This is a genomic window from Dyadobacter sp. 676 (assembly GCF_040448675.1).
Lineage (GTDB): Bacteria > Bacteroidota > Bacteroidia > Cytophagales > Spirosomataceae > Dyadobacter.
Map to the genome: position 1 here is coordinate 3,005,676 of NZ_CP159289.1, position 19,487 is coordinate 3,025,162.

General features: G+C 51.1%; 11 protein-coding genes and 1 pseudogene. 8 read left to right on the plus strand and 4 right to left on the minus strand.

The genetic code is table 11. The features are described 5' to 3' along the window. Window positions 1–116 precede the first annotated feature (116 nt). Window positions 117–1,148 carry a pyruvate dehydrogenase (acetyl-transferring) E1 component subunit alpha gene (gene pdhA, locus ABV298_RS13520; RefSeq protein WP_353722610.1) on the minus strand — a complete coding sequence of 344 codons (1,032 nt, stop codon included), beginning with the start codon at window positions 1,146–1,148 and terminating at the stop codon, window positions 117–119. Between the two features lie 130 nt (window positions 1,149–1,278). Here pdhA and recF point away from each other — a divergent pair. Then, a pseudogene (gene recF / locus ABV298_RS13525) lies at window positions 1,279–2,377 on the plus strand (DNA replication and repair protein RecF). A gap of 104 nt (window positions 2,378–2,481) precedes the next feature. On the opposite strand, the gene ABV298_RS13530 reads toward recF, so the two are convergent. After that, window positions 2,482–3,549, minus strand: coding sequence for a mannose-1-phosphate guanylyltransferase (locus tag ABV298_RS13530; protein WP_353722611.1), 1,068 nt, complete (start codon window positions 3,547–3,549; stop codon window positions 2,482–2,484). A gap of 284 nt (window positions 3,550–3,833) precedes the next feature. On the opposite strand from ABV298_RS13530, the gene ABV298_RS13535 reads away from it, so the two are divergent. Then, complete coding sequence (locus ABV298_RS13535; protein WP_353722612.1) at window positions 3,834–6,917, plus strand: carboxypeptidase-like regulatory domain-containing protein; 3,084 nt, start codon at window positions 3,834–3,836, stop codon at window positions 6,915–6,917. 13 nt (window positions 6,918–6,930) lie between these two features. On the opposite strand, the gene upp is transcribed toward ABV298_RS13535, so the two are convergent. Beyond that, complete coding sequence (gene upp / locus ABV298_RS13540; protein WP_353722613.1) at window positions 6,931–7,575, minus strand: uracil phosphoribosyltransferase; 645 nt, start codon at window positions 7,573–7,575, stop codon at window positions 6,931–6,933. Between the two features lie 126 nt (window positions 7,576–7,701). Here upp and ABV298_RS13545 point away from each other — a divergent pair, with 126 nt between their 5' ends. The 6 genes from ABV298_RS13545 to ABV298_RS13570 all read left to right on the plus strand — a co-directional run bounded on the left by ABV298_RS13545 (window position 7,702) and on the right by ABV298_RS13570 (window position 15,581). Next, a complete protein-coding gene (locus ABV298_RS13545) occupies window positions 7,702–9,471 on the plus strand; it encodes a capsule assembly Wzi family protein (protein ID WP_353722614.1) in 1,770 nt (589 codons plus the stop codon). Window positions 9,472–9,488: 17 nt separating this feature from the next. Beyond that, window positions 9,489–10,352 (plus strand): carboxylating nicotinate-nucleotide diphosphorylase, encoded by an 864-nt coding sequence (gene nadC, locus ABV298_RS13550; protein ID WP_353722615.1) that lies wholly within the window; start codon window positions 9,489–9,491, stop codon window positions 10,350–10,352. A gap of 36 nt (window positions 10,353–10,388) precedes the next feature. Continuing rightward, window positions 10,389–12,488, plus strand: coding sequence for a helix-hairpin-helix domain-containing protein (locus tag ABV298_RS13555; protein ID WP_353722616.1), 2,100 nt, complete (start codon window positions 10,389–10,391; stop codon window positions 12,486–12,488). Window positions 12,489–12,548: 60 nt separating this feature from the next. Further along, window positions 12,549–14,696, plus strand: a complete 2,148-nt coding sequence (gene recQ, locus ABV298_RS13560; protein ID WP_353722617.1) for a DNA helicase RecQ — start codon at window positions 12,549–12,551, stop codon at window positions 14,694–14,696. 50 nt (window positions 14,697–14,746) lie between these two features. Then, complete coding sequence (locus ABV298_RS13565; RefSeq protein ID WP_353722618.1) at window positions 14,747–15,130, plus strand: RidA family protein; 384 nt, start codon at window positions 14,747–14,749, stop codon at window positions 15,128–15,130. Between the two features lie 151 nt (window positions 15,131–15,281). Continuing rightward, window positions 15,282–15,581, plus strand: a complete 300-nt coding sequence (locus ABV298_RS13570; protein ID WP_353722619.1) for a hypothetical protein — start codon at window positions 15,282–15,284, stop codon at window positions 15,579–15,581. 40 nt (window positions 15,582–15,621) lie between these two features. Here the strand turns inward: ABV298_RS13570 and ABV298_RS13575 are convergent, their stop codons facing one another. Continuing rightward, window positions 15,622–19,407: an SNF2-related protein gene (locus ABV298_RS13575; RefSeq protein ID WP_353722620.1), complete on the minus strand. Its 3,786-nt coding sequence runs from the start codon at window positions 19,405–19,407 to the stop codon at window positions 15,622–15,624. Window positions 19,408–19,487: the final 80 nt, after the last annotated feature.

Genomic DNA, 19,487 nt, shown 5'->3' on the forward strand with positions numbered 1-19,487 from the left:
CAATCTACGTGGAAAATTCAAAACAGGATCACTGCCTGTTTACTAAAAGCTGAAATTACTTAAAAAACCCGTCGAAGTAATCCGGCGGGTTTTTCATTCATGTGTTTCTGAATGGATTAATCCATTACGAAAGGATAATCGTTTTCAACATACACGTCGGTGTACGCCTCTTTCGGATCCGGCCATTCCGATTCCTCGGCGAACTGCACGGCTTCCGCAACGATATCTTTTACTTTCTTATCGATGTTTTCGAGTTCTTCTTCGGTAGCGATTTTGTTTTCGAGGATCACCGCACGGATCTGCTCGATAGGGTCGCGGTGTTTGTATTCCTCTACCTCCTCTTTCGAACGGTATTTCTGCGGGTCGGACATCGAATGTCCGCGGTAGCGATAAGTGCGGAATTCAAGGAAAGTCGGGCCATCCCCTTTGCGTGCGCGTTCTGCCGCACGGGAAACCGCTTCGTGAATCGCTTCGACACTCATACCATCAACCGGCTCCGAAGGAATATCGTAAGCTTCGCCAAGGGTATAAAGCTCGGTCACATTGGAGGTACGCGCTACCGAAGTACCCATTGCGTAACCATTGTTTTCAACCACGAAAATCACAGGCAGCTTCCAGCTCATCGCCATGTTCAGCGTTTCGTGGAAAGAGCCCTGGCGGATCGCGCCGTCGCCGAAATAGCAGATACAGATGTTATCGGTTTTGTTATATTTCTCCGCGAATGCGATACCCGCGCCGAGGGGAATCTGGCCGCCTACGATGCCGTGACCTCCGATGAAGTTATTTTCCTTGTCAAAAATGTGCATGGAACCGCCTTTACCTTTGGTAGTACCGGTCTTTTTGCCGTAAAGCTCCGCCATAATCGCTTTCGGATCGGTGCCCAATGCGAGAGGGATACCGTGGTCGCGGTAAGCGGTAATGTATTTGTCGCCCTTCTTCAAGGCACTCACCGCGCCGGAAGAGCAGGCTTCCTGGCCGATATACAAGTGACAAAAACCACGAATTTTCTGCTGACCGTACAGCTGGCCTGATTTCTCTTCAAAACGGCGTTGTAAAAGCATATTCTCGAACCAGAACATATACTGCTCCTTCGGATGCTGTAACTTTTTGGGGGCTGATGCTTTCTTTTTCTCAGTAACGGTGGCCATGTATTTGGTTCTCGTTTATAAAGACAGAACTTTGTCTTAAAGTTAGTAGTGGTTTGAACAGAGTCTGTTTTTTGCCGTACTCACGCAATGATCTGCGAAAATAAGCATAAACTAAATAACAAAGAAGTTCATGTGGCTAGAAAAGCTCCACCTTACATACTTTAAAAGCTATGAGGAGAAAGCCTTCACTTTCGGGCAACATGTGAACTGCATCGTGGGCGAGAATGGCAGCGGCAAGACCAACCTGCTCGACGCAATCTATTTCCTGACTCTTACCAAAAGCGCATTTCATAACCAGGACGCCCTTGGCATCCGCCATACCAGCGATTTTTTCCTGCTCGACGGCGTCTTCAATGAACACGGCAGGCATGTCCAGATCACATGCAGCCTGCAACGTGGCCAGCGGAAGGTATTCATGGCCGATAAAAAGCATTATGAACGCCTGAGCGACCATATCGGCCTTTTTCCGGTGGTCCTGATCGCCCCGGACGACACCGACCTGATCCGCGAAGGCAGCGAAGAGCGCCGCCGTTTTTTCGACGGTGTATTAGGCCAGGCGGTACCAGGCTACCTGACCGATTTTTTACAATACAACAAAATACTCACCCAACGAAACGGTTTGCTGGAAGCTCTTCGCCGAACGCAATTACCTCGACGAAGACCTGCTCGAAACCTACGACGAACCGCTGATCGTCCTCTCACAGCGCATTCACGAATACCGTGCGACGTTCATGCAAAAATTCGTCCCGCTGTTCCATAAGTATTACGAATTTCTCAGCAGCGGCCATGAAAAAGTGGATGTGATTTACGAAAGCGAAGTAGCCAGCCGCGATTTCCCTGCCGAATTCCGTCGCAACCGCAGCCGCGACCTACATGCGCAGCGCACAGGCAAGGGCGTGCATAAGGATGAATATGTGTTCGAAATAGACGGGGTAACCCTCAAAAAATTTGGCTCGCAGGGGCAGCAGAAGTCTTTTTTGATCGCCCTGAAACTGGCGCAATTCGAACTATTGAAAGAAGAAAAAGGCAAAACGCCGATTTTGCTCCTCGATGATATTTTTGATAAACTCGATGACCGGCGCATTCATAAATTGATCGAACTGATCGATACCGGATTTTTAGCGCAAGTTTTCATTACCGATGCCAGGCCGGAGCGCTCGCAGCGGATTTTAGAGCATGTAAAGGCAGATGTGAGGTTTTTTGAGATCGAGAAGGTGTTGAAGGAATGAGTTTTAATTAGGGCGCCTGATTAAACTCTTCATTATTTTAAAACAACAAATCCAGGCCGATATGGCCTGGATTCTCTGCGGCATGCATTTAATAACCAACCACATTAAACATATTTCGGATCAAGCTCCTTGGCCTGCGCCACGAACTCCTTCACCTTCTGTTCGTCGTCTTTTTTGCAAATCAGCAGCACGCCATCAAATTCGGCTACAATGAAGCCGTCGAGGCCGTTAACGACCACCAGCTTGTCTTTCGGCGTTTTGATGATCGAGTTTGTCGTATTATGCAGGATCAGGTTGCCGTCGGTAACATTCAGGTTGCCGTCTTTTTCAGACACTTCGTACATCGATTTCCAGGTTCCCAGATCCGACCAACCGAAGCTGGCGAGTACCACGTGCACGTTTTCGGCTTTTTCCATGATGCCATTGTCGATGGAAATGCTGCCGCAATGCTGATAGGCCCGCTGAACGAACGCATCCTCGGAATCGAGATAGTAATGTTCGTTTCCACCATCGAAAATTTCCGCAATGTCGGGTTGGAACTGCGTCAGCGCCTTTTTGAACGCATTGATGTTCCAGACAAAAATACCGGCATTCCAGACGAAATCACCGCTGTCGAGGAATTGCAATGCAAGTTCCAGGTGCGGTTTTTCGGTAAACGACTTTACCTTCTTGACCGTCAGCTTGTCGGGAATGTATTGAATGTAACCGTAACCTGTGTCCGGGCGGGTCGGCTGAATACCCAGCGTGACAAGAATATCCTCGTTACGGGTCGCGCCGAGCGCCACTTTGATGGTGTCCTTGAAAACATCCTCTTTTAAAATGATATGGTCGGCGGGCGCCACCACCACATTGGCATTGGGGTTGCGTGCCGCGATCTTGTAGCAAGCATAGGCAATGCAAGGCGCGGTATTCCGCCGGTGCGGTTCGAGGAGGATCTGATCTTCGGTGAGCTCGGGAATCTGCTGTTTGATCAGATCTTTATACTCCTGACTGGTCACTATATAGACATTTTCAATCGGACAAACGCCTTCGAACCTGTCGACTGTCTGCTGCAAAAGCGTCCGGCCCGTGCCGAGCACATCATGGAACTGCTTCGGAAAATCTGTCCGGCTGAAAGGCCAGAAACGTGTCCCGACACCGCCCGCCATGATAATTACATAAGTATCCTGCATCTGTGTTGTGTAAGGTATATTTTGTATAACGTCAAATAAAATCCCTCAAAACTAATGATAAAGCACCAGTATGCTCTACCTGTTCCGGTTAAAAAGCTTCGGAAAATTAGTTGGTGGCCAAGAAAACGATCCTTCACCCGCTCACTAAATAGCTTGTACGCGTCCGTTTCCGGGAGTTTTATTTCACATTCGATTATTATTAATACGCAAAGAAAAAGTAGGACATTCTGATAAAACATGTGATTTCTTGCTAACTTGTTTTAAACATCAACCCATTAAGAACCATGATAACGACTTCTCCATTCCGCAGAAATCCGCTTCTCTTTCTCTTTGCATTGTTGTTTTGCCAACATTCTTTTGCACAGATTAGTTTAACCGGAAAAGTCACCGAATCGGTCACTCAGGAGCCGCTCGCCGGCGTAAGCATTCGTATACAGGGCAAAGTGGCCGGCACGATCACGAATACAAAAGGCGAATTTTCCCTGACCACAACGTCCAACCCGCCTTTCACCATCATTATCAGCTCGGTTGGCTTCCAGTCGCAGGAGATACCGGTGACGGCCAGCATGTCGAACCTCGACGTCCGCCTGGTAGAGCAACCGATTTTGGGCAAGGAAATCGTCGTTGCCGCCTCGCGTGTGGAGGAAAGCGTGATGAAATCGCCGGTTGCTGTGGAGAAGCTCGATATCAGGGGCATTCGCGATACGCCGGCTGCCAACTTTTACGATGCGCTCGCGAACCTGAAAGGCATCGACATGACTACTCAGGGCGTTTTGTTCAAATCCGTCAACATGCGCGGCTTCGGTGCTACCGGTAACCCACGTACCGTTCAAATGATCGACGGCATGGACAACCAGGCTCCCGGACTTAACTTTCCGATCGACAACATTATCGGAATGTCCGAACTCGACGTCGAGAGTGTGGAAGTGCTCCCTGGCGCGGCGTCGGCATTGTATGGTCCCAATGCGGTGAATGGCTTAATCCTGATGAACAGCAAAAGTCCATTCCTGTACCAGGGATTGAGCGCGAACCTGAAAGGTGGCATCATGCACGAAAAGAACCGCTCGAAAGCCACCACGCCATTCGCCGACGCGACGATCCGCTATGCAAAGGCATTCAATAACAAATTTGCATTCAAGGTAAACATCTCTTACATCCAGGCCAAAGACTGGGAAGCTACCAACTATACCAACCTGAACGTGGGCGGCAACGCCGACCCGAATCGCGGAAAAGGTACCGATCCGGACTATGACGGCACGAATGTATACGGGGACGAAATACAGACCAATATCAATGCGGTCGCCAGGGCACTCGCTGCGGCAGGGCAGATTCCGCAGGCAGCGGTAGGCCTGGTCCCGAATACATTCGTGAGCCGGACGGGCTACCGCGAAAAGGACCTGGTTGATTACGACACTAAAAGCCTTAAAGCCAACGCCGCACTCCATTACCGCCTGAACGAGAAAGTGGAAGCCATCGCGCAGGTCAACTATGGCTATGGTACGACGGTTTACACCGGCACCGGCCGCTATTCCCTGCGTGATTTCAACCTTACGCAGGCCAAACTGGAACTGCGTGGCGACAATTTTACGGTCCGGGCATATACCACGCAGGAACGTTCCGGGAAGTCCTACCTCTCGGGGCTGGCCGCGGTGTCGATGCTGGGCGAGATCAAGCCGAACAATGCATGGTTCGGGCAATACGTGGGGGCATTCGTGACTGCGCGTGGCGCGGGCGCTGCGGAGGCGGACGCGCACGTACTTGCGCGACAGGCAGCGGACCAGGGAATGCCACAGCCGGGCAGCGCGGCATTCGACCAGCTGCTGGATAAGTACCGGAATATGCCCATTGTAAACGGCGGGGGCGGTTTTGCCGATAAAACCAATATGTACCACGCCGAAGGCTTTTATAATTTCAAAAACCAGATCCGCTTCCTGGAACTGATCGCGGGTGCTAATTATCGTCTTTACACCCTGCGTTCCGCCGGTACATTGTTTGCCGACACCAAGGAAGGGCGCGACGGAACGATCCCGATCAACGAATGGGGCGCGTTTGCGCAGGCTGGCAAAACTTTGCTTTCCGACCATTTGAAACTGACCGGCTCGATCCGCTACGACAAAAACGAGAACTTTGACGGCCAATTCACGCCAAGGGTATCGGCCGTAACCACATTCGGGGAGCACAACATCCGGCTTTCCTACCAGACCGGCTTCCGCATTCCGACTACGCAAAACCAGTATATCGACCTCAGGACACCCTCGGGCACCCTCGTAGGCGGCCTGCCGGAATTTGATGCCCGTTACAACCTGTCGAACGGCATTCTCCGCCAAAACCTGTCGGAGGCCACTGTGGCAGCTGTAGTGCAGAGCGACCCGTCCCTGATTCAAAGCGCCCGGCAATACGCTACCGTGGTGGTTACCCAGCAAGCGACGGCCACCATAACCCAGCAGGTGACTACCGCGGTAACCGCACAAGTTAACCAGGCGGTGCAGGCGGGGACCATTCCAAACGACCCGGCGGCCATACAGGCGGCTATTACGGCGGGGGTAAACCAGACACTTCCGGGCGTGCTCGCGGCACAACTTCCGGGCATCCTGGCAAAGGAAGTACCCGCGCTCGTTCCCGACCTCGCCAAGGCATATGCGTTGGGAAAACTTCCCAAATACCAGCCTGTAAAGCTCAAACCGGAACGCATTGCTTCCTATGAAATCGGTTATAAGGGCGTTATCGCGAACAAGCTGTTTGTCGACGCCTATTATTATATCAGCAAATACAAAAACCTGATTGGTGGAACGGTGATTGTGGTACCTACCGCCGCCGCCGCGCCGGGCCTGCCTATCGAATCGGGTATCGGGGTGGGAAACTACCAGGGATTCGCGCGGACGGTTAATACTACCGAGACCATCACCACGCGCGGATTCGCCATTGGCTTAAACTACGCATTACCACAGGGGTTCAATATCGGCGGAAATCTCGCGAATAACGAACTGAAAGATTTTACACCATCGCCGGAAGTGCAGTATTCGCAGTTCAACACACCAAAATACCGGTACAATGTAAGCGTTGGCCGCCGCATTACGAGCGCCAACAGATGGGGTTTCAATGTAGTTTACCGTTATCAGCAGTCATTCTTGTGGGAATCGAGTTTCGTGGTGCCTACCACTACCGATGTGCCGGTATTCTCTAATACACGGGTGCCGGCGATCAACAACCTCGACGCGCAGGTAAGTTGGAAACTCCCGACGATCAAATCGATCGTCAAGCTTGGAGGGACGAACCTGTTCGGGAAATCGTACTTCCAGTCGTACGCAAGTCCGAATGTGGGCAGCACGTACTACGTGTCCATTATGTTTGACGAGCTGCTGAACTGAGCCGCGGCCGGAGCTATTTTTCACCATAAGCCAGGTCGCCGGCGTCGCCGAGGCCCGGTACTATATAATATTGCTCGTTCAGCTTCTGATCCACCGCGCCGAGCCAGAGGCGGCATTGCGGAATCCTTTGCTGCAGGTATTCGACGCCCTCCGGACTGGCGATAACGGATGCAATATGGGTTTGCGAAGGAATCCCGAAACGTAATAATGCATGATAAACTTTTTCCATCGAACGTCCGGTGGCAAGCATGGGATCGATCATCACGAGGATTTTACCCGTCAGGTCGGGGCTTGTGATGTAATCCATTTCGACTGTAAATTCCTCCTCCGCATTGATATGATGCCCCCGGTAAGCCCCTATAAAGGCATTATCGGCTTTATCGAAAATATTAAGGAAGCCCTGGTGGAAAGGTAACCCGGCCCGGAGAATCGTGGCAAGTACCAAAGGTTGCAACATCGAACGGCAGGGTGCGGTACCAAGGGGCGTTTCTACTTTTTCCGTTTTGAAGGTAAGCGTTTTCGACAATTCATAGGCCAGCAACTCACCCACGCGCTCCATATTCCGGCGAAAACGCATCCGGTCTTTCTGACAATTTACGTCACGCAATTCGGCCAGGTAATGATCTGCTATGGAAGGCTTTTGGGAAAGTAAAAACATGGAAGCGACAGTTTTTTAGGCTACTCCATGCAAGATAATACAAATTCATTGACGTAATTTGGAAGACCATTTCTAAAAATTACGTGCAAAAGCGCTTATTGCGGGTTTAGAAGATTTTTGTTGCCTATGTATCAAGGAATTATCCGGCATTTTAAAATACTGCTTTTAACACTGGTATCCTCGGTATACGTACACGCGCAAAGTTCATTCGTTCCGCTAAACGACGATTATTACCATCTTATCGATCGCTTGGAAATCAAAAGGGGCAAATTTTCCGAGGGCTTTCATTACAATGCCAGGCCATTCGAACGGAAGGCCGTCGTGGCCCTCACCGATTCGATCCTGAAAGAAGGTACCGTGGACCTCACCGAGCGGGACTGGGAGACGATCGATTATCTGAGGGAAGACAGCTGGGAGTGGACCAACGGCATGATCTCCACCGATTCGGCCAAATACAACAAACTCGCGCGGCTTGGCTGGTTCAAATCACCTCCGCCGGGCCGCAAACGCAGGTTTTTCCATCATCCCGCGGATCTGTACAGCATTCACAACAAAGATTTCGACCTGCATTTCAATTTTACTACCACCAATTTCATCGGAAAGGACAACAGCTACGACACCACTTCGCAGCAAACGCTGTGGTTTACCGGCCGGGGCGTTGAAATCCGGGGTATGATTAATGAAAAACTTGGGTTCTACACATTTGTTTCCGATAACCAGGGGCGTTTTCCGCGGTATGTAAACGGCTTTGCGCCCAAATACAGTTTCCCTGGGGAAGGTCTGGCCAAGCAGACGCGCAACCACGGCACCGATTTCCTCTCGGCACGCGGTTATATTACTTTCCGCCCGCTTAAAGCGGTAAATGTCAAACTCGGGCACGATTACAACACATTCGGCAGCGGTTACCGCTCGCTGATCCTTTCGGACAACAGCAGCCCATACCTGTTCCTGCGCCTGGATACCCAGCTCGGCCGGTTTCATTATACCAATCTCTGGACCAGCATGATAGATGGCGGCGAGGACGCATTCTCGGAATTTTTAAGAAGAAAGAAATTCGCGGCTATTCACCATTTGAGTGTCAATCTCACGGATAAAATCAATTTCGGCGTATTTGAAGCGGAAGTTTTCAACCGCGATTCGGTGGGCGGCGGTTACGACCTGAATTATTTAAATCCCATTATCTTCTACCGCTACGTGGAGTCCTACATCGGTAGCCAGGACAACGCATTGCTCGGCTTCGATTTCCGCTGGCTCGTAGGCAAAACGGCTTCCATTTACAGCCAGTTTGTATTGGATGAATTTCTGACCAAATACCTTTTCAACGGCAGCGGCTCCTGGACCAACAAATACAGTTTCCAGCTCGGCGCCAAATATGTGGATGCCTTTGGCATACCAAACCTGGATTTGCAGGCCGAATATAACGTCGTGCGCCCCTATACCTACTCGCATAAGGATGGCGGGCGCAACTATATGCATTATGGGCAGGCGCTCGCGCACCCGCTGGGCGCGAATTTCCGGGAATACCTGGGCATTTTGCGTTATAAAGTAACCCCGAGACTGTCCATTTACGGCACCGTAATGTCGGCCATGCAGGGTAAAGACCCGTCCGACAAACCTTTGATGAACTATGGAGGCGATATTTCGAAGAGCTACGAAACCCGCCACGTGAACCGCGAAGGCGAAAGCGAGCTGAATCAGAAGATCGGTCAGGGCATCAAAGCGAGAACATTATTTACAGATTTACGCCTCTCCTATTCCCTGGCCCACAACCTGTTCCTCGACGGCCGGTACCAGATCAGGAAGGTCAGGTCGCAGGATGTGCATGTGGCCACCAACTCCAATGTTTTTACGTTTGCCATACGCTACAACATGGCGTACCGGCAGCAGACTTACTGATGTAAATTTTAATTAAAATGGAAACTGATCCACACGAGCTCCGGAATCTTATCAGACTTGCATTGCTGGAAGATATTGGAGACGGAGACCATTCATCCCTGGCCAGCGTACCCGAAAATGCCACCAGACGCGCCAAACTGCTGGTGAAGCAGGACGGCGTGCTCGCAGGAGTGGAAGTGGCGCAGATCATCTTCGATGAGACCGCAAAATATTACAACCATCCCCGTCCGAAAATTGATGTGTTACTTTTCGACGGTTCCGTCGTATCAACAGGAGACATTGTTTTTACGGTAGAAGGAAATGCGCGACTGATCCTGAAAGCCGAGCGGCTGGTGCTGAACATTATGCAGCGTATGAGCGGTATCGCCACCTATGCGAGGCAGATGTCGGATTTGATCAAAGAATTGCCCGTAAAACTACTCGATACCCGCAAAACGACACCCAATTTCAGGCTGTTTGAAAAAATGGCGGTGAAAATCGGCGGGGCCGTGAACCACCGGATGGGCCTTTACGACATGATCATGTTGAAGGATAACCACGTGGATTACGCCGGCGGCATCGAAGCGGCCATTACGGGGGCCAACAAATACCTGAAAGAAACAGGCAGGAAGCTGAAAATCGAGATCGAAACGCGGAACCTTGCGGAGGTGGATGAAGTGCTGCGCGTGGGACAGGTGGATATTATCATGCTGGATAATTTCAATCTGGACGACCTGCGCGAAGCGGTGAAAAGGATCGGCGGGCGGTACGAAACCGAGGCTTCGGGCAACATTACCGAAAAAACATTGCGCGCAGTGGCCGAAACCGGCGTGGATGGCATATCCAGCGGTGCGCTCACGCACCAGGCGCGAAGTCTGGATTTAAGCTTGAAAGCCTTCTAACCTTTTCATTCATATCAAAAGCGTATGCCGAGATCGATGAAAACCACATACGCTTTTGATCTTCAAGGGAAATATGCAGCGTATTTCCTGTGGGTAACTATATTGCTTTTCTTTCAGGCAGCGCCTTCCATTGCACAAGAACCGCCACGCGGAGAAATCGACATTAACCGCTTCATCGCCGAGCTCTTTCCGATCCCGCCCGACGATTCGGAAGAACTTTACGAATCGCTTTTACAGCTTTACACCAACCCGCTCGACCTCAATACGGCTACGCCCGACGATCTTGCGGCTACATTTATTTTAAGCGAGGAGCAACTCCGTTCATTTTTCGACTATCGCGTCAAAGCCGGTGCATTGCTTTCATTGTATGAATTGCAAGCCATTCCAGGTTTCGATATTTACACTATTCGGCGGTTGTTACCCTTTGTGACAATCAGCACCAGGGCGGTTTCCGTTCAGGAAGCGTTGAGAAATCCGGGCCAGCATTTCCTGATGTACCGTTCGGCGAAGTTGTTGGAACGGCAGAAAGGTTTCACACCGCAGGATTCCAACTCCGGCGCAGGTACCCGATACCAGGGGCCGCCGTTCAATGGCTATCTCCGCTATCGGAATGCGAGGAGCGGCGCATACAGTTTCGGGATCACATTGGAAAAGGATTCGGGAGAAAAAATATGGTGCTGGAATGCGCACAGGCAGATTTGGGGTATCGATTTTACTTCGTTTCACGTCCAGCTCGCCAACCGCGGCAAACTTAAAAACCTGATAATCGGCGACTTTCAAATGCAAGCCGGGCAGGGAATGCTCTTTGGCGCGGGCCTCTCGCTAGGCAAGGGCTCGGAAGTGATCCGCACCGTTTACAGAAGCACAACCGGCGCCAAACCTTATACTTCGGCCACCGAAGCCAACTTTTTCAGGGGCGTTACGGCCACATGGAGCATTACGAAGCAAACCGATCTGGCCATTTTAGCTTCCCGAACCAAACGCGACGCGACCCAGGAGGCGGACAGTACTCATTCGGGCATCACCACTTCACTTCCCGTTACCGGCTACCATCGCACGCCCTCGGAAATCGAAAAGCACAACTTGCTTCGCGAGCAGAACATCGGTTTCCATTTGCTGCACAGGCCCGGCTCCCAAAAAGGCCAGGTTGGGCTCACGGCGCTTTTTACCGATTACAATTCATTTATCCGGAAACGTGACCTGCCCTACAACCGCTACGAATTTTCGGGCAAACAAAACCTCGTCGCTGGCCTGCACGGCGATTATCGATGGCAGAATGTACACTTCTTTACCGAAGCGGCTATATCGCGAAGCGGCGGCATCGGTGCGATCGGCGGTGCCATCGCGGGCATCGGCAGGAAGCTCGACGTTTCGGGTATGGCCCGGCATTATGCACGCAATTTTCACACATTCTACGGCAATGCCGCCAGCGAGGCCACCCGGCCGATCAACGAGCGCGGTGCTTATGCCGGCGTCCGCTGGTCGCCGTCGCGAAAATGGCAATGGAGCGGCTATTTCGATTATTTCCGGTTTCCCTGGCTGAAATACCAGGTCGATAAACCGTCGGGCGGCTTCGACTATTTCCTGCATTTGCTCTGGAAACCATCGAAGCGGTTGAATGGATACCTCCTGTTTCACGAAAAACATAAACAGATTAATGATCCGGATGCGGGCGCTGGTGATCCATTGCTAAGATCTGTCAAACGGACGGCGATGCTTAACTGTGACTACGAAGTTCCGCTCAAATGCGCATTCCGGACGCGGTTGCAATATGGCAGGTTGAAGGACGGGCATGCAAGAGGTTCTAACGGTTTCACGGTTGTGCAGGACCTCACCTGGCATTTTTCAAAAATTGAAATCAGTGGCCGCGTCGCGTTCTTCAAAACCGACGATTACGATAGCCGGCAATATGTGTATGAGAAAGATATGCTCTACACATTCTCGGTTCCGGCCTATTACAATACCGGCACCCGGCATTATCTGATGGCGCGATACATGGTTTCGGAGGGGCTCAAAATATGGCTCAGGTGGTCGCAAACGCGGTATTCGGACATCGACAAGATCAGCTCGGGCCTCGGCGAAATCGACGGTAACAAACGAAGCGAAGCGAAAGTACAGGTGATGTATCAGTTTTGAACCCGTATTTTTGCAGCGCGAAAGGAATTTTTTGAAGTAAAGAACATTAACCAGTACACCATGTCCACCAGCAAACTTGAAGCATTAAAGAAATATTTCGGATACGATTCCTTTCGCCCCCGGCAATCCGAAATCATCGACACGATCATGGCCAACCGCGATTGCCTGGTGCTGATGCCCACCGGCGGCGGAAAATCGGTCTGTTTTCAGATCCCCGCGGTGCTTCGCGAGGGGTTAACCGTTGTGATATCGCCACTGATCGCCCTGATGAAAGACCAGGTCGAGGCATTGCGCGGAAACGGTATCACAGCTGCCTTTCTGAACTCGACGCTATCGGGCGCCGAGCAGGACCGGATCATGTGGCAGGCCAAACTTGGCGAATTGAAACTGCTTTACATTGCACCGGAAAGGCTTTTTGCGGGAAATACTTTCGATATGCTGCGTGAATGGAACGTTCGGCTGTTCGCGATCGACGAGTCGCATTGCATTTCTTCATGGGGCCACGATTTCCGGCCGGAATACCGCAGCCTGAATACACTCAAACTACGCTTTCCCGACGTCCCGATCGTAGCCCTCACCGCCACCGCCGACCGCGTAACGCGCCGCGATATTTTGAAGCAACTCAATATCGAGCATGCCGAGGTTTTTATTTCCAGCTTCGACAGACCCAACCTGAGCCTGAATGTGCTGCCCGGGCGAAAGCGCATCGAACAAATCCAGCGCTTCATCAACCGGCATGAAGGCCAGCCTGGCATTATTTATTGCCTCAGCCGCAAAGGCACTGAAACCGTAGCCGCCAGCTTGCAGAAAGCGGGGTTCCGCGTAGCGTACTACCACGCAGGCATGCCGGCCGACAAGCGCTCGCAAGTGCAGGAAAATTTTTTAAGGGATGACATTCAGGTGATTGTAGCGACCATTGCGTTCGGAATGGGCATCGACAAATCCAACGTCCGTTGGGTAATCCACTACAATCTGCCCTCGAATGTGGAGAGCTTTTACCAGGAAATAGGGCGGGCCGGCCGCGACGGTGCCAGTGCGGATACAGTGCTGTTTTACAGCTACCTGGACATTATTACAAGACAGGATATGATCAACAACTCGGACCAGTCGGCGGAACAGAAGGAGTTGCTGCATGCCAAATTGAACCGTATGAAACAATATGCGGAAGCCGATATCTGCCGTCGCCGTATTCTTTTGAGCTATTTCAACGAGCCCATCGATCACGATTGCGGCAATTGCGATGTCTGCCGGAACCCGCGCACGCGCTTCGATGCCACGGTCATCGCCCAAAAAGCACTGTCGGGCATCGCGCGTACGGAGCAGAAGGTAGCAATGGGCATGCTGATCGACATCCTCCGCGGCAGTCGTAACCGGAGCGTCCTGCAACATGGCTATGAACGCCTGCCCACATTCGGTGTGGGGCACGAACTGCGGAGCGACGAATGGGCTGAATACCTGGGACAAATGCTGAACTCCGGCGTTATGGACATTGCTTACGACGAGGCACATTCGTTCAAACTGAACCCTGTAAGCTGGCAAGTCCTGAAAGGCGAAAAACAGATCGAACTTGTCAAATTCATTCCTCTCAGCGAACGGAAAGCCAGGGAAGAAGAGCTTGTACCAAAGGAAAAGCCCAGGCAGGAAATCATCCGCGACGCACTTTTCGAGCGCCTCCGCCAGCTTCGCAAACAGCTGGCCGACGCGCTGGGCGTGCCGCCATATGTCGTATTCAGCGACGCGACGCTTTCGGAAATGGCACAGAAAAAACCGGTGTCGGAGGGGCAAATGAAGGCTGTTTCGGGTGTTGGAGCCGAAAAATTCAGGCGGTATGGCGAAGCATTTATCAACGAAATCCTCGATTTTGCAAGGGAAAACAATGCCCCCGGCACGCGGGTAATGAAAGGCATGACCTTTGTCGAAACCCTCGATCTCTATAAAGAAGGCTATTCAGTGAAAGTAATTGCCGAAAAACGAAACCTGAACCCGGTGACGATCATTTCACATCTGGTAAAACTGAAAGAAGACGGGCACGCCATCAATCTGAAATCGCTTATAGAGCCCGCAGCATACAAAACCATTATCGCCGCCGCGCAGGAAATCCGGACAGGAAAAAATGATCCGCTGAAACCCCTGTTCGAGCTATTGAATGAACAGTACGATTACGGGCAAATCAGACTGGCCCTGGCGATTTGGGAGAGTGAGAGGTAAAAGTAGCCGCAGCTCGTTATATTTACTTTTTTAATTCTTAACCAACAATAATGTCAAGACAAAATATACTCTCAGGCTCTCCATGGGAAGACAAAATGGGGTATTGCCGGGCTGTCCGGATCGGGAATATCATCGAGGTCGCCGGAACGGTGGCTATCGTGGACGGAGAAAAGGTGAAGGCGGATGACGCCTATGCGCAGACCAACAACATTATCGAACGCATTGAAAAAGTGTTGCAGGAAGCCGGCGCAAGCCTCGCCGATGTGGTCCGCACACGCATCTTCACGACCAATATTACCTATTTCGACGAGATCGCGCGCGCACATGGTGCGTATTTCCGGGACATCAAGCCCACTACCGGGATTTACGAGATCAGCAAACTGGTTTCCGCCGACTACCTGGTAGAGATCGAATTTACCGCAATAATCCAGTAAGCTATTGAAAATATCAAAAAAAACCTGCGCCCAATACGGACGCAGGTTTTTTTATCGCCATTTTGCGCGGTTTCCAACCTTTTGGCGCGGATTTTGCTCTTTGTGGAGGTGTTGTCTGATTTGGAACCCTAAACAAAAGACATCTCTTGACATGAAAAATGGAATTACTCTTATAATCGCCTCAGTTTTACTGCTGCTTTGTGTAATGCAAAAAGAGGCGAGATACGGAACGGCTCAGCATGAAAGTGTAGAAAAAATGTACAATGCTTCACCAGTCGGCACGGCGCAGGGCAAGAGCTCCGGATCACAATATGCCGACCAGCTATTAACCGACTCTCAATCATTCGAATTCGCATCGGCGGACACTACCTTGAAAGCGGAACCAACCGCCCGGCTGGCCAATCAACGGTTGTTGCACATTTCGGCCAACAGTAAAATGCTAAATTACTGAACCAACGAACGGATTCAGTAATTTAGCCGACATCGGTGGTTTAACTGAAAAGTCCCATAATATCCTCCTGGCTCAATTTCTTGATAAAGCCTGACTCCCCTCCTACGAGGTCTTCCGCCAAATCCTGCTTCCGTTGCTGCAAAAGCAGAATTTTCTCTTCGATCGTATCCTTGCAAATCATTTTATAGGCAAATACCTTGCGCGTCTGCCCGATGCGGTGCGTCCGGTCGATCGCCTGGCGTTCCACGGCAGGGTTCCACCACGGATCGACGAGGTAAACGTAGTCCGCCTCCGTGAGGTTGAGCCCGACACCACCAGCCTTGAGACTCATCAGGAACACCCGGCAGGTATCATCGTTCTGGAATCGGTTTACACGGCCGGCGCGGTCGACGGTCTGGCCATCGAGGTATTCGTAAGGGATATTCATTTTCTCCAGATGCTTGCGGATCAGGTCCAGCATTCCCAGAAACTGACTGAATATCAATATCTTGTGATTAGATGCGTTTTCCTCGATTTCACGGGTGATCTCTTCCAGCTTGGCCGATTCGCTGCCGAAATCTTCATCTCCCGCCAAAATAGAAGGCGAGTCGCATATCTGGCGCAGTTTCAGCAATGCTTCAAGAATAAGGAAACTGCTCTTATTAAGCCCTTCGGTAGCGAGCTTTTCGGCGATTTCCTGGCGGTAACGCTCGCGGAATGTATCGTAAACCTTCCGCTGCTTGTTACCCATTTCGCAGAACAGGATGGTCTCGGTTTTGTCGGGCAAATCGGTCGCTACCTCCTCCTTCGTGCGTTTCAGCATAAACGGGTAAACCAGCTTACGCAGTTCCGCGGCCTTTTCCTTATCCTGGTATTTATCGATCGGTGTCGCGTATTCGGTTCGGAAGAAGTCGGCGTGGCCGAGCATTCCGGGATTCAGGAACTCGAATTGCGAATAGAGGTCAAATGTATTGTTCTCCACCGGCGTGCCGGTCATCGTGAGGCGGTTGCGCGCGCGGAGCAGGCGCGATGCCTTGGATGTAAGCGAATCCGGATTCTTGATCGCCTGCGCCTCGTCGAGGATGATGTAATTGAAATCAAACCCGCGCAATAGCTCTACGTCGCTGCGCATGGTGCCGTAGGTTGTCAGGATGATGTCGTATTCACGGAAAAATTCAATGTCTTTCCGTCGCGCCATACCCCTGTGCACGTATAGTTTGAGATCGGGTGTGAATTTGGCGGCTTCCGCCTGCCAGTTGAAAATCAGGGTTGTAGGAACTACGACAAGGTTCGTATATTCCGGGTTCAGGTTTTTCTGGTTTTGCAGGAACGTCAGCATTTGCAGGGTCTTACCCAAACCCATATCGTCCGCCAGACAGCCGCCCCATTGGAACTCGTCCAGAAAATGCAGCCATTTATAACCCTCTTCCTGGTATTGCCGGAGCGTCGCCCGGATGTTTTGCGGAAGCGGTACTGAGGGAATTTGCTTAAAATTGAGCAGCTTTTGTTTTTTCTCCCAAAGCTCCCGGTAAACTTCCTCGTTATCGATCTCGGAAACCAGGTCGTCGATCAGCGAGAAGTGGATTTTAGACAAATGGATCTGATCGTCATGAACGCGTCCAAACTGCATGACCGGTTCCAGTTTTGCGATCCATTCGTCCGGCAGAACGCCCAGCGAGCCGTCCTGCAACTGAATATAATTCTGCTTTTTGAGCAATGCTTTTTTCGCATCCGCCAATGTTACCGTCTGATCCCCAAAAGTGATCTCGATCCGCATATCGAACCAATCGATACCGGAGGAAGTATGCACTTTGACCACCCCGCGATTGGGATTGAAGCGCATCTTTTTCAGGTCTTTGAACCCGAAAATTTCATAATGCTTCTTTTTGGCGGCATCCACGAAACTGAACAGCCAGCCGTTCTTCATCACCTGGTCAAACGGGAGGTAAAAAAATGGCTGCCCGGTTTGGTGTTCAAAGCTTGGGTGCAGTGCCTTCATCCATTCCCAAACCGCATTCTCGGCCTGAACATCCCGTTCCAGCATGGTGATCTGGTTATCTCCGAAGCTGGTCCGGGTCCGGCGCTGATCGTGCAGGAATTCCAGCTCCCCGGTTTTTCCATCCTCTTCCAAATAGACGTAGGAAGGCACTATTAACAGGTTCGCCTCGTCTTCTTTCAGGTAAAACTTCGGCTTCTGAAATACCAGCGACGATGCCTGTATTTCGTGGCGGGTCTGAAAAATCACATCGAACTTTTCCGAAACCGGAATGATCCAGTTTTTCAGAAAATCGTCGCCAAAATCTTTTTTAACCCGTATTTTAAATCCGTTCTGGCTCAGGTAGGCGACCATTTCCGCTTCGCTGATACCCGCCCAGCGGAATAATGTCTTCTCGTTATAAAGTCCAAGCCAGAAACTGTCGAGCGCAACCACTTTCTGCAACTCCACCGGCGTTCCCGGCTTGATTTCTACATAGGGGTTCAGCGTGATAAACTCCTTGTCTTCGGTAAGAACAAAAAACAGTTTTACCGGTTCGCGGTGCAATTCGAGCTGTGTAAGCTGATGATTGCTGGTCACATAGTCGCCGTCGGCCAGGAACAGGCGGTCGCCGTCCAGGTCATTGAAAACGCGGGTAAGTTGCTTGCCCACATAATTCCGGGCCTCGTAACGTTGCTCGGCTTCGACGTCGTCGAAATGCAGATAGGCATTGTATGCCCAACCTTGCTTGCGGATGAATTTTTGCAAACCCTCTTCCCAATGCTTCGCCATACGCACAAGGCGCGCGTCCGACTCGCTGAGTACCGGAATTTCATCCGCATTATAATAGTGGCTCGAACCGCCGGCAATGTTACGGATATTGGTAACCTTCTCGGATTTGGAACTGAACTTGACCGAAAAAACACCGAACCCGATGTCAAGCAGGTGATTTTTTCCTTTTGGCCAGAAAACAAAGATGGAAACACGGTCCTCGTCGTCCTGCCCGTTGTCCGTCAACGTCACGGCAAACGTCGACTCCTGGGCAGGCAATATGCGCTCGCGCAACGACTGCCAATCCTGATAAGCGCCCACCTTCTGAATCGCCGGATCGAGCTTGATCAAATGCAGCCCACCGTCTTCATCGAGCCTGAATTCGAATTTATCTTTGTAAGGATCTTCCAGCGAATAACCATATTCGGCGAGCAGGTTGCTCTTCTCGGCTGTCAGGTCGCGCATTACCTCGAACGCCTTCTCGCCCAGCTCCTCTCGGAGTTTCAGCAACGCGGCGAGCTTGTGCTCGCAAAGCGGCACCCAAAGTTTCTGGTTACAGGTACAGGATGTCTGGATTTGCCGCGTGCCCTTAACACGCCGGAACGTGGTTATATATTCCTGTCCTTTGTCCGTCACCCGGCATTCCGCCTCGCCTTCCCTGGCCGAAACAATTTCCACCGGGCCTACATTCTCGCGGTTCTGCCAGGTTTCGTCGAGTACCATGACGCGTAATTGCGCCTCACGTATCTCCTGAAGTTCGATCGTCGTGCCGGCCATATCATGGACAACCTGTTTGATCGTCGGCATTTTGTCGAGAATGTATAAAATAGCTGCCACCCGGTGCTTGCATAGCCCGGCTTTGTCCGGACAGGAACATTCGGTGGTTATCTGCGGTGTGAGGAAATCGCGGATGAAAATCTGGTAATACTGAACCGAATAGTCGCTTTTGACCTTGAATTCAGCATTACCGGGGCCATTATAATCGAGTTTGGAAACTTTTAAGCCGCCACTGCTATAAATGGAACGCCCTCTTGATAATACATCCCGCTCCGCCCGTCTCAGTAAGAAGTTGGATAGTTTCTCCTTCTTTTCGTTTTCCATTTACCCTGCTGCCTATTAAAAACGCAAAAGTACGGTATGTTTCTGTCTTATAGAAACGAATGAAGAAGTATTGGCTCGCA

Excerpts from the sequence above, each read along its gene's own strand:
- pdhA (WP_353722610.1), bottom strand. The coding sequence starts at position 1,148 with ATGGCCACCGTTACTGAGAAAAAGAAAGCATCAGCCCCCAAAAAGTTA.
- ABV298_RS13530 (WP_353722611.1), bottom strand. The coding sequence starts at position 3,549 with ATGCAGGATACTTATGTAATTATCATGGCGGGCGGTGTCGGGACACGT.
- ABV298_RS13535 (WP_353722612.1), top strand. The coding sequence starts at position 3,834 with ATGATAACGACTTCTCCATTCCGCAGAAATCCGCTTCTCTTTCTCTTT.
- upp (WP_353722613.1), bottom strand. The coding sequence starts at position 7,575 with ATGTTTTTACTTTCCCAAAAGCCTTCCATAGCAGATCATTACCTGGCC.
- ABV298_RS13545 (WP_353722614.1), top strand. The coding sequence starts at position 7,702 with ATGTATCAAGGAATTATCCGGCATTTTAAAATACTGCTTTTAACACTG.
- nadC (WP_353722615.1), top strand. The coding sequence starts at position 9,489 with ATGGAAACTGATCCACACGAGCTCCGGAATCTTATCAGACTTGCATTG.
- ABV298_RS13555 (WP_353722616.1), top strand. The coding sequence starts at position 10,389 with ATGAAAACCACATACGCTTTTGATCTTCAAGGGAAATATGCAGCGTAT.
- recQ (WP_353722617.1), top strand. The coding sequence starts at position 12,549 with ATGTCCACCAGCAAACTTGAAGCATTAAAGAAATATTTCGGATACGAT.
- ABV298_RS13565 (WP_353722618.1), top strand. The coding sequence starts at position 14,747 with ATGTCAAGACAAAATATACTCTCAGGCTCTCCATGGGAAGACAAAATG.
- ABV298_RS13570 (WP_353722619.1), top strand. The coding sequence starts at position 15,282 with ATGAAAAATGGAATTACTCTTATAATCGCCTCAGTTTTACTGCTGCTT.
- ABV298_RS13575 (WP_353722620.1), bottom strand. The coding sequence starts at position 19,407 with ATGGAAAACGAAAAGAAGGAGAAACTATCCAACTTCTTACTGAGACGG.